Source organism: Trichocoleus sp. DQ-U1, from assembly GCF_039961925.1.
In the GTDB taxonomy this organism is placed as follows: Bacteria; Cyanobacteriota; Cyanobacteriia; order Cyanobacteriales; family FACHB-T130; genus FACHB-T130.
Genome location: NZ_JAMPKB010000052.1, coordinates 1 through 11305, shown reverse-complemented (window position 1 = coordinate 11305; position 11305 = coordinate 1). Strand labels below are relative to the sequence as shown.

Annotated in this window: 11 protein-coding genes; 8 read left to right on the top strand and 3 right to left on the bottom strand. The window is 48.3% G+C overall.

Annotated features, from left to right (window positions below):
• Window positions 1-41: 41 nt before the first annotated feature.
• Window positions 42-164: a hypothetical protein gene (locus NDI34_RS19510; RefSeq protein ID WP_348233563.1), complete on the bottom strand. Its 123-nt coding sequence runs from the start codon at window positions 162-164 to the stop codon at window positions 42-44.
• 92 nt (window positions 165-256) lie between these two features.
• Between NDI34_RS19510 and NDI34_RS19505 the strand changes: the two genes are divergently transcribed.
• Both NDI34_RS19505 and NDI34_RS19500 read left to right on the top strand, forming a co-directional pair.
• A complete protein-coding gene (locus NDI34_RS19505; RefSeq protein WP_348233562.1) occupies window positions 257-589 on the top strand; it encodes a hypothetical protein in 333 nt (110 codons plus the stop codon).
• A gap of 472 nt (window positions 590-1061) precedes the next feature.
• Window positions 1062-1577, top strand: coding sequence for a hypothetical protein (locus tag NDI34_RS19500; RefSeq protein ID WP_348233561.1), 516 nt, complete (start codon window positions 1062-1064; stop codon window positions 1575-1577).
• A 104-nt stretch (window positions 1578-1681) separates the two neighbouring features.
• Here NDI34_RS19500 and NDI34_RS19495 read toward each other — a convergent pair whose 3' ends face one another.
• Window positions 1682-2878, bottom strand: a complete 1197-nt coding sequence (locus tag NDI34_RS19495) for a class I SAM-dependent methyltransferase (protein WP_190987246.1) — start codon at window positions 2876-2878, stop codon at window positions 1682-1684.
• Window positions 2879-3319: 441 nt separating this feature from the next.
• On the opposite strand from NDI34_RS19495, the gene NDI34_RS19490 reads away from it, so the two are divergent.
• The 5 genes from NDI34_RS19490 to NDI34_RS19470 all read left to right on the top strand — a co-directional run bounded on the left by NDI34_RS19490 (window position 3320) and on the right by NDI34_RS19470 (window position 8951).
• Window positions 3320-6721 carry a phycobilisome rod-core linker polypeptide gene (locus NDI34_RS19490; protein WP_190411196.1) on the top strand — a complete coding sequence of 1134 codons (3402 nt, stop codon included), beginning with the start codon at window positions 3320-3322 and terminating at the stop codon, window positions 6719-6721.
• Window positions 6722-7113: 392 nt separating this feature from the next.
• A complete protein-coding gene (locus NDI34_RS19485) occupies window positions 7114-7248 on the top strand; it encodes a hypothetical protein (protein ID WP_277877513.1) in 135 nt (44 codons plus the stop codon).
• 231 nt (window positions 7249-7479) lie between these two features.
• On the top strand, window positions 7480-7965 hold the full coding sequence (gene apcA, locus NDI34_RS19480) for an allophycocyanin subunit alpha (protein ID WP_190411195.1): 486 nt from the start codon (window positions 7480-7482) through the stop codon (window positions 7963-7965).
• A 62-nt stretch (window positions 7966-8027) separates the two neighbouring features.
• A complete protein-coding gene (apcB, locus tag NDI34_RS19475; RefSeq protein WP_190411194.1) occupies window positions 8028-8513 on the top strand; it encodes an allophycocyanin subunit beta in 486 nt (161 codons plus the stop codon).
• A 234-nt stretch (window positions 8514-8747) separates the two neighbouring features.
• A complete protein-coding gene (locus tag NDI34_RS19470; protein WP_190411193.1) occupies window positions 8748-8951 on the top strand; it encodes a phycobilisome linker polypeptide in 204 nt (67 codons plus the stop codon).
• A gap of 301 nt (window positions 8952-9252) precedes the next feature.
• Here the strand turns inward: NDI34_RS19470 and NDI34_RS19465 are convergent, their stop codons facing one another.
• Complete coding sequence (locus NDI34_RS19465) at window positions 9253-9492, bottom strand: hypothetical protein (protein ID WP_190411192.1); 240 nt, start codon at window positions 9490-9492, stop codon at window positions 9253-9255.
• A 501-nt stretch (window positions 9493-9993) separates the two neighbouring features.
• Here NDI34_RS19465 and NDI34_RS19460 point away from each other — a divergent pair.
• Entirely contained in the window at window positions 9994-11181 is a 1188-nt protein-coding gene (locus NDI34_RS19460) for an FtsW/RodA/SpoVE family cell cycle protein (protein ID WP_348233578.1), read from the top strand.
• The last annotated feature ends 124 nt before the right edge of the window (window positions 11182-11305 follow it).

The window sequence follows — 11305 nt, the reverse complement described above, 5'->3', positions numbered from 1 at the left end:
CTAAAAAACGAACCGCACAGAACACTCCAGAAATAGAAGTGTCAAGGAGCGATCGCCTCGCCATCGGTTTGTGACGCCAGAAGAATTATCAAATGGGTACAGTAGCGATCTGGGTGTAGTAGCGATCGCTTTCCTTGGCTGGTTCTATCTGGCTGAGTTTTCATCTCAGGTGGTACGTCGGCAGCTAGAGGTTACAAAAAGCAAACTTGCTTAACTTGAGTAGTAGGATACGCATAGTTAAGGAAGTATTAGTCAAATGAAATTTAAAACCCAGTGGTTGATTGGCATCCTGGGATTAACTGCCCTCATCAGTTCCCCAGCCGTAGCTCAAAACACACCGTTACAAGACTTTTTCAATGGTCTCCCCCCATATACGGGCGACGACGTTATTGAACCCCGCAACCCGACTGGAAATCGGGAAACCTCTAACGATGATAGCGAGGTTCGGGAATCAACTCAGAATGCGACACCGGCAACCAATCGCAACTTAACAGAACCAGAAAACAACAATCCTAATCAGTCGGAAAGCCAGTTACAAAGAGATGCAAGACCCACGAACCAGCCCTACCAACCAGGTTCAATAAGGTAGTCATGCAAGTTATAATCATGCCCTCAGTTTTTATTGGCTCTAGGTAAAGGTTGAGGGTTAATATTTTTATAATTGCATTTTTTACACAATTGATTCCCCTAATTTTCCCTTAATCGAGGAAGTTAGGGGAATTGTTTTTTTTACAAAGGTTCGCATGGGCGACTGCTGAGAGAAGTCGCGAATCCCATCTTCAAGAATCATTTACAACTGCTATATTTCCTATTGTTTTAGGGGCAGTCGTCTCCATTAGCAAGGCCTGCGAACCTTGTTCTTGACGATATCAAAATATTCTTTGATGCTGAAAAAATACTTAAAGGATTACAATCACGTCTTTCCCGTTGCCGGTTCCATCTGAACTAATTTTTTTGTTCAAGTTTTACAGAAGTCACTAAAGGATATACACTGGAAACTTCGTTTAATTTTGGTGGTTATATAGACTACAGGTAGCTGTAGTTGAGGAGGTATTGGTTAAATGAAACCTCAAACTCAAGGGTTAATCTGCATCATTGGATTAAGTGCCTTTATCAGTTCACCAGCCGTGGCTCAAACCTACCGGCTGGAAAAATTCTTCAATGGCACTCCCCCCTACGATGGTGACAGCCTTAACAGTGCCCGAAATCCTATAGGAGATATGGAAGCCTTTATCTATCAGGAGGCTAAACCGATTATTACAATTGAGTTTGAAGCAGGAGATGAAGCGCCTTCTGAAACACCTGCTGAGACTCCTGCTGAAGTCCAAGAACCAACGCCTGCTGAGACTCCGGAAGAACCACAAAATCAAATCCCTGCTGAGACTCCTGCTGAAGTTCCAGAACCAACGCCTGCTGAGATTCCAGAAGAACCACAAAATCAAATCCCTGCTGAGACTCCTGCGGAAATCCCAGAACCAACGCCTGCTGAGAGTCCAGACGACAACAACGAAGAGCCAAAACGAGAGATCATTTGGGAAGCAGAACCAAGGAACCCCCAGCCAAACCAGGGTAACTAATGTAAGGCAAGCTGAATTGATATATGAAATATTGGCAATGGGAATAGGTAATAGGGAATGAATCGTCATGAATTTCCTATTACCCATTAACAATTACCGATTTGTTAACTCGGTGTCAGCATAATTAGCTGTCGTTCCAAGAGCGATCGCACAAGATCCAACTCTAACGAAACACTCGCCAAAATTTCTTTTATGCTTCGACGTTTTTCTGAGTTCAGATCACACGCTTGCAAAAATCCAAACTCTCCCTCTGACAAATTGACAATCTGATAATCGTAGTTAAACAGACAGCGGCTAGGCCATCCATCCATGCATGGGTTTCGCGTTGGAATGGCTGCTAACAGTGCCTCATCCGATGACCAATCTGCTTTGGATAGGGGAGGACGTGCTAGGAAAAATTCGTAGTGAGTGACTGCTTCTGGGTCTAATAATTCGATTAAACGATAACGTTCGCGATCGCTTAATTTTTTTGCCCGTTTGAGCAAATCTGGATTTTTCCCCAAGAGTCGCTCTAATTCCCAGTTTTTGGGATTAGAAAAACCAACAAAATCCAAACCTGAAGCATCAATGAGTTCAAAAAGAGTGTCGATGTTGTAGTCGATTTCCTGGGGATGAACGTACATATCTGCAAAACACTCATCCCGCTGATTTTCTAAAGACCAGCGCTCTTTTTCTCGCTTGACAAGCCGATTATTTTCTGGCAAAGCGGCAAATATTTGACGCCCCACCTGAACGCCATCGCGGTAGTCGCCTCGCCGTTCGCCTTGAAGCAGTGCGATCGCTTTTTGCATCAACTGGATTTCCCAGCGCCCCAGCTCAGCATAAACGAAAATATGCATCAAGCCTCCCGGCGCTAACTTCGCCACTAGGGATTGAATTCCCCGAATCGGGTCGGGCAAATGATGCAAAACCCCAACACAATTGATTAAATCAAACTCACCCGGTAGTTCCTGCGCGTCATATAAACTCTTGTGATGAAACTCGACGCGATTTGCCCCAGAACGGCGACAACGCTCTCGTGCCACTTCCAAAGCGCCCGAACTCAAATCAATTCCCACCACTTGAGCCGCCGGATTGAGGTGAACTAGGTACTCTGTTCCTACACCCGTGCCACATCCGGCATCTAAAATGCGGACATCCTGCTTTTGGGGTGTTTGATGGGTGCAAAAATGATAAGCGGCTAGCCAATTCCAGCGCCAGTTGTAGCCGGGAGGCGGACTATCCAGCAGAGGTTCTGGTGGAAAAGGGTAAGTATCGTAAAGTCGTTGGACGGCGGAACTGATATCCTGCCTGATTTCCATATCACGTTAAAGGGTAAAGTTAGAGATGTCCGGGCAGGTCATCTGTAGGTAGACGGCGTCTTAAGTAACAAAACTTATCGCTCTTCTCAGGGAATCTGCCGCCATTTAGTATTATGACCTTGTGAACACCTAGATAGGGTTCTACACACTTTTTAACAAACCAGTCTGAGAAGCCCGAAAAGTTTTAATCTAAAAACTGAGCTGATTAACCCCAGGCAGTTAAAGGATAAAGGCTCAAAGATGAACGCTGAGATGTTGAAGGCGCAAGAATGAAGTTGATAAGCCATAAGCCGTAGGGAAAAAGCCACTTTCTCCGGGTCAGTCGCTCCCGTGGCGGTTGGTTAACTTTAATCCCTCAACCTTCACAATTCATCATTCATCAGTGGCACTCTGGTCATGTTTAACGCAGTGACGATTTAGATAGGGAGCTTTTGAGATCCAATGAGTGTTAAGGCAAGTGGTGGAAGCTCAGTTGCGCGTCCGCAACTATATCAAACAGTACCAGTTGCAACTATTTCGCAAGCGGAACAACAAGACCGCTTCTTAGGGAGAGGTGAGCTGGATGAACTGAAGAGCTATTTCAGTTCCGGCAGCAAGCGTCTTGAGATTGCTCAAACGCTCACCCAAAATGCAGACCTGATTGTGTCCCGTGCTGCCAACCGCATTTTCGTCGGGGGTTCCCCGATGGCTTTCTTAGAAAAGCCTCGCGAACCCGAATTGGTGACGGCGAACGTTCCGGATGTCAAACAAGGGATGGCGCTGGGAAATGTCACCTATGTGGAAAGCAGCGGTGGCTTTTTGCAGGGGTTGCGATCGCTCTTCAGCGCAGGCGGCGGCGGTCCTACCCCAGCGGGTTTCAGACCGATCAACGTTGCCCGCTACGGTCCGGGCAATATGCAAAAGTCGTTGCGGGACTTATCCTGGTTCTTGCGCTACCTGACCTACGCAATTGTTGCCGGAGACCCCAATATCATCGCGGTTAACACGCGGGGTTTGCGGGAAATCATTGAAAATGCTTGCTCCGGCGAAGCGACAATTGTGGCGTTGCAGGAAATGCGGGCAGCCGCCTTGGGTTATTTCCGGCGCGACGAGGAAGGGACAACGATTGTCAACCAGTACTTTGAAGTGCTGATTAGCGAATTCCGCGCCCCCACCCCCTCCGACAAAGTGCGGCAGCGTCCTTCTGGCGATCAGCAAGGTCTGCAACTGCCCCAAATTTACTTCAATTCAGCCGAGCGGCGTCCCAAGTACGCCATGAAGCCCGGTTTGTCATCTTCGGAAAAGCAAGAAATCATCAAAGCCGCCTATCGGCAAGTCTTTGAGCGCGACATTACTCGCGCTTACAGCCTTGGCATCTCTGACTTAGAATCCAAGGTCAGAAATGGCGACATCTCAATGAAAGAATTTATCCGCCGCTTGGGTAAATCTACTCTTTACCGCAAAAACTTCTACGAGCCATATATCAACAGTCGCGCTCTGGAACTGGCATTCCGTCACTTCCTGGGTCGTGGCCCATCCAGCCGTGAAGAAGTCCAAGAATACTTCTCCATTGTTTCCAGCAAAGGTCTACCCGGTCTCGTTGATGCCCTGGTGGATTCTAAGGAATATTCCGACTACTTCGGCGAAGAAACCGTGCCCTACATCCGGGGTCTAGGTCAAGAAGCGCAGGAGTGTCGCAACTGGGGACCGCAGCAAGATTTGTTGAACTACAGCGCGCCTTTCCGCAAGGTACCGCAGTTCCTCACCACATTTGCTGCTTACGAGCGACCGCTGCCCGACCAACATCCGTATGGTTCCGGCAACGACCCCTTGGAAATTCAGTTTGGGGCAATCTTCCCCAAAGAAACCAAGAATCCCAACACCCGTCCTGCTCCGTTTGGTAAAGATACTCGTCGCATCCTGATCCGCCAAGGCCCAGGAATTGACAACCAACTGAGCAACCCAGCAGCTCGTCCCAAAGCTCCGGGTTCCTTGGGTCCGAAGGTGTTTAAACTGGATCAACTCCCCGGCCCAGGTGGGAACGGCGGCACATCCTTCAAACGGTATGTGAAGAATTCCAGCGTTAAATACTCCGAAAGTTCCACCCAAGCGGTGATTAAGGCAGCCTACCTGCAAGTATTCGGGCGGGATGTCTATGAAGGTCAGCGCCTCAAAGTGGCGGAAATCAAGCTGGAGAACGGCGAAACCACAGTGCGGGAGTTCATCCGCGCTCTGGCTAAGTCTGACTTGTTCCGCAAGTTGTACTGGACTTCGCTGTACGTTACCAAGTCGATTGAATACATCCACCGCCGTCTGTTGGGTCGTCCCACCTATGGACGTCAGGAAACTAACAAGTATTTTGATATTTGCGCCAAAAAAGGCTTCTACGCCCTGGTTGACGCGATTATCGATAGCCCCGAATACAGCGAGTCATTTGGGGAAGATACGATTCCTTACGAGCGCTATCTGACACCAGCTGGAGTCAGCTTGCGTAGCCTTCGGATTGGCAGCATTGCCGACACAGCTCTGAAAATTGAGAAGCAAGAAACCCCTCGTTTTGTGGAACTCGGTCAAGTCACGCAGCTGCGGACAGAACCCGACATTCAATTCCGCATCAACCAGGGTGTCAGCAAGAAGCGCGAGCAAACCAAGGTCTTTAAGCTGACAGAAACCAACGACAAAGCGTTGGTGCAAAACACAATCCGGGCAGCATACCGGCAAATTTTCGAGCGCGATATTGAACCCTATATCGTGAAGAACCAATTCAGCGACTTTGAAAGCAAGCTGCGGAATGGTGAAATCAACCTCAAGGAATTTATTGAGGCGTTGGGAGGTTCAGACCTCTACATCAAAGAGTTCTATACTCCCTACCCGAACACTAAGGTGATCGAGTTGGGTACGAAGCACTTCTTGGGACGGGCACCCCTAGACCAAGTAGAAATTCGCAAGTATAACCAGATCCTTGCATCTGAAGGGCTTCGGGGCTTTGTGGGCGCAATGGTGAATAGCCCAGAGTATGCCCAGGCGTTTGGAGAAGATACGGTGCCTTACAACCGCTTCCCGACCCTGCCAGCGGCAAACTTCCCGAATACCGAGAAGCTGTATAACCAACTGACCAAGCAGAATGATGACTTGGTGGTTCCCAGCTTCAAGCCGGTGCAGTCGCGCATGGATGTGGCGAAGATGCCGCTGATGGGTAAAGCGATCGCAGATATCGCTGCAAAAGCTCGTCAGCGCGACATGAGTAAGCCGCTGTTTATCGAGTTGGGTCGTTCCTTTACCAACGGTGACGGGCAATCCGTTGAAGTTGGAGTTGGGACATCGCGGCGTAAGCCTGCTCGAATTTACCGGATGAACCCAGGAATGAACCAGGGTGAATCTGCACAGGTGATTAATGCCATCTACTGTCAGGTGATGGATATCTTCAGCGGTCAAGTTCCTGGGGAACTGCGCCGTTCGGATCTCGATAGCAGACTCCGCAACGGTGAAATCTCGGTGCGCGAGTTTGTGAAGAGTCTGGCGAGTTCCGATATCTATCGCCGTCGCTTCTATGCCCCCTATCCCAACACCAAGGTGATTGAGTTCCTATTCCGGCACCTGCTGGGACGCGCACCCGCTACCCAAGGTGAAATCCGGCAGTACAACAAACTGCTGGCGGATAGCGGCTTGAAGGCGGCTGTAGAGGCAATGGTGGATAGTCCTGAGTATGCTCGTTACTTCGGCGAGGATGTGGTGCCTTACAACCGCTTCCCGTCCCTGCCAGCGGGTAATTATCTGGGCAGTGTGAAAGCAGCAGCTGACTTGGTGAAACAATCCTGGTCAGATATGTCGCCTTCCTACATCGGTAATCGCTTGAGCCGATAAATCCGAGAGTCGGGAATGGGGAATGGGTGATTAATATGACCCGTTCCCCATTCCTAATGAATCGGAAGTTTTGCTCTGTGCTCTGGATGACGCGGGGAGTTTATCGAAACGCAGAAGCGCTCCAGAAACCACAGAAATAGAAATAGAAGAGGCGATCGCTATCTTGTCGATCATCCTCCAATGAGATAAATTCTTCGGGTCAAATTCCCCCAATAACCGCACTGCAAAACCTTGTTCAGATGCATTGTGGTAAAGTGGCTCATCTAGTGTCCACAACTTGAATCCCTTAAAGTTTCTGCTAAAGCTAAATCAGCAGAACAGATTAGGGCATGGAATGGGCGATCGCATTTTTATGGAGCCGCGAAGATTTGGAGGACAAGGGGGAATAAAAGGTGATTGATGCTCAGGGGTGCAGAAATTCAAAAATCCTGACAGCGATCGCTCCCCTCCCAAGCAAGCGATCGCTCTTTGATGACCAACTGACCCCAGCGAAACCCGCTGCGATCGCCCTCAAAGCCCCAAAATGAGGAACAATATTAAAAAGTGTTAAGAAGAGACCTGGAATGTGAACAGAATGCCGCAAAATTATTTGCGGAAGGTAGCTGAGTCCCAGGCAGTGTGTACGGATGGTTACACTGAAAAATGCTAAAGATACCGAACAAGTATTCTTGTAGCAGTGACAGGCTTCCACATTCCTTGGCGAATGCCAGTTTCAAACCATCTGGTAAAACTTTTCTTTTGATTGGAGGAATCCACAAATGAGTATCGTCACGAAATCCATCGTGAATGCTGATGCCGAGGCTCGTTATCTTAGCCCAGGCGAACTAGACCGGATCAAGAACTTTGTGACCTCCGGTGAGCGTCGCCTCCGGATTGCCCAAACGTTGACCGACTCTCGCGAGCGCATCGTCAAGCAAGCTGGCGACCAGTTGTTCCAAAAGCGTCCTGATATTGTTTCTCCCGGTGGCAACGCTTACGGTGAAGAAATGACCGCTACCTGCCTGCGGGATATGGACTACTACCTACGCCTGATCACCTACGGAGTCGTTGCTGGTGATGTCACCCCGATTGAAGAAATCGGTTTGGTTGGCGTTCGTGAAATGTACAAGTCTCTGGGTACCCCGGTTGACGCAGTTGCTGAAGGCGTTCGCGCTATGAAGAATGCTGCTTCCTCCATGATGTCTGGCGAAGATGCTTCTGAAGCAGGCGCTTACTTCGACTACGTGATTGGTGCCATGCAGTAGGGTGTTTCCCTTCCCCTGCTAAGGATTAGAACCTGACTACGTAAGATAAGGAAACAAGAAAAATGCAAGACGCAATTACTGCTGTTATCAATTCCTCTGACGTTCAAGGTAAATACCTTGATACTGGTGCTTTGGAAAAGCTCAAGGGCTATTTCAACACTGGCGAACTACGCGTTCGTGCAGCAACCACCATTAGCGCTAATGCTGCCACCATCGTTAAGGAAGCGGTTGCTAAGTCCCTGTTGTACTCTGACATCACCCGTCCCGGTGGCAACATGTACACCACCCGTCGCTATGCTGCTTGCATCCGCGACTTGGACTACTACCTCCGCTATTCCACCTATGCCATGCTGGCTGGCGACCCATCCATCTTGGATGAGCGCGTGCTGAACGGTCTGAAGGAAACCTACAACTCCTTGGGTGTTCCCATCTCCGCTACTGTGCAATCTATCCAAGCCATGAAAGAAGTTACCGCCAGCTTGGTGGGTGCTGATGCTGGTAAGGAAATGGGCGTTTATTTAGACTACATCTGCTCTGGCTTGAGCTAAGCGTAAGCGCTCGTTCATCGCTTAAGTTTTAAGCGACTGCGTTTTGTCTGGTGAAGTCTGGGAAGTCTGGAGTGAATGCTAGCTCGTCAAAGGCTTGTCGAATTAAGTTGATAAGTTTTAGCGGTCTAGTATTGACTCTTGACTCCCAGCCTTCGGTGTCTTAATTAGATACGCCAATCCAAAGATTGATTGAGATCAAAAATTTCCTCACCACCTGACTAGGAGAAATTAACCATGCGGATGTTTAAAATTACTGCCTGTGTTCCCAGCCAGACCCGTATCCGGACTCAGCGGGAATTGCAAAACACTTATTTCACGAAACTCGTTCCCTACGAAAATTGGTTTCGCGAACAGCAGCGGATTATGAAAATGGGTGGAAAAATCGTTAAGGTTGAGCTGGCTACTGGTAAGCCAGGAGTAAATACTGGTCTACTTTAATTTGCGGAAATAGGCTTGTTTACGGAATTTTCAACATTTAGATAAGATTCAAATGCAAAGAGGTCTTAAGGACCTCTTTTTTTGTGGCTCAATAGCCGCTTTCGATAGCAATTCGTTTTATTAGGCTACACTTCGATTCCCGAAGCTCCCTTTTTCAGCAGACGCCTAGAGCGATTCTGTTGCTAGTAATTTGTGAATCATATAAGAACTAGATTAAAAACAACGACTAAAGTTTGCTAGGTAAGCATTTATTGACTTCTTGTCAAGGATTTTTCCGGAATTTCTGTTAAGCCAAATTCTTTTAGAACTCAGCGCTGTGTTCGTAATCCAGGCATTCTTCCTCGCTCTCTTCTCTCCAAGTTCTACCGCTTGTCTCACATCGATGCTGCTCGCCTATCCAAGGTATCACCACTGGATGTGTAGATGAGTAGAGTGAAGATGAGCTGACGAGAGCTAATAGGATGGAGGCGATGCCGATAAATCCTGCCAACACCAGGACAGTCAGCACCGTTACATTGAGAGGATGAGTTTTGACCTGCATTTCTAAGTAATCTCGCTCAACTTTATAGGAAATAGGGAATCGTCTCTGTAGTCTTGGGGGCTAATTGAGCTTTTTCAGCTTGCTCAATCCAAACTCTAAGTGGTCTGCGTGATTATACGTAATAGGGGCGATAGATATTACGAAGTAATAAGGTCGCGTTTTTACTTAAACCACTGAAATTTAGAATTTTGATTCGGTAATCATACGGTTAAGTTCAATACAAAGATCGTCAGTGAAGCAATCTTCTTGAAAGCTTTAATTTAGAGGGTAGATTAATAAATTTTTGATTTAGAAAGCGATCGCCTGAGCCGTTAGATGTCAGAAAGATTTATAGAAAAGCAAAGAAAATCGGGAGCGGATGAACCGATATAGGGCAAAGCGCCTTATCATTTTGGTCGGTACCGCTGCTAATGTTGGGGAGCGAGCAGCACTCCGTGCATCCGCCAGAGCGATCGCTTTGTGATTCCCTGCCGCTGAATGTTACCTATACGCCAAGTCGCTGTGAATTTACGCCAGCTAATTCCTGTTTTTAATTCCTCTGCCCAGGATTGGGCAATAGATGCCAGATTGTTGCGGTGGCTCACCTTCCTCTGGCTGTTTATCGGGTTAGTCGTGCTATTTTCGGCGTCCTATCCCAGCGCAGATGCTGAGTTTGGAGATGGGATGTACTACTTCAAGCGCCAAATCATCTCAGTCATCCTGGGGCTAGTAGCATTTAACCTGGTGGTGAACTTCCCCCTACGTTCTGTTCTAGAAATCGCTGATTGGTTTGTCATACTCCTGTTGGGAGTGATTTTCATCACCCTGATTCCAGGAGTGGGAACCACCACCAATGGCGCAACCCGTTGGATAGCCTTGGGGCCATTTCCACTTCAACCCTCTGAGTTGATCAAGCCGTTCCTGGTGTTGCAAGGCGCTCGGATTTTTGGGCATTGGGACAAACTAACGTGGAAAGTCCGCTTGACCTGGCTGTTTATTTTTTGCTGCGTGCTTTTGGGAATTTTGCTACAGCCCAACTTAAGTACAACCGCACTTTGCGGGATGACTTTGTGGCTAATTGCACTTGCTGCTGGGTTGCCTTATTCCTACTTGGGAGGAACAGCGCTGGGCGGGGTGCTCTTGGCGACAATCAGTATCAGCGTGAAAGAATATCAGCGTCGTCGGATAATGTCTTTTTTGAATCCTTGGGCTGACCCCATGCAAGACGGATACCAGCTGATTCAAAGTTTGCTGGCAGTTGGTTCTGGCGGCACTTGGGGGTCTGGTTTTGGGCTATCGCAACAGAAGCTGTTTTATTTGCCGATTCAATACACCGATTTTATCTTTGCGGTGTACGCAGAAGAATTTGGCTTTGCAGGCAGTTTGCTGCTGCTGTTGCTGCTGATGGCTTATGCGGCGCTGGCGCTAATTGTGGCGATAAAGGCGCAAAATCCCATTCACCGGCTGGTGGCGATTGGAGCCATGATTTTGATGGTGGGGCAGTCACTACTAAATATTGGCGTTGCGACTGGTGTCCTACCTACTACGGGTTTGCCCTTGCCGCTGTTTAGTTATGGTGGCAATTCAATGATTGCGAGTTTGATTGCCGCTGGGCTGCTGATTCGCGTGGCGCGGGAAAGTAGCGAAGCAGAAATTGTGTCGCTGCAAGGACGTCGGTCTGCGGCTAGGCGGCGACGCCGAGAGCAATAAGTTGTCTGTCATACAGCAGATTGCAAGTTCATGAAGTACAGTAGCAGCAGTTTGTGAACCAGTTGCGTAGGTGTTTTGGATTGACTAAATCAAGTGCAGTAGCAAGCAAAGTATCAACCATTTT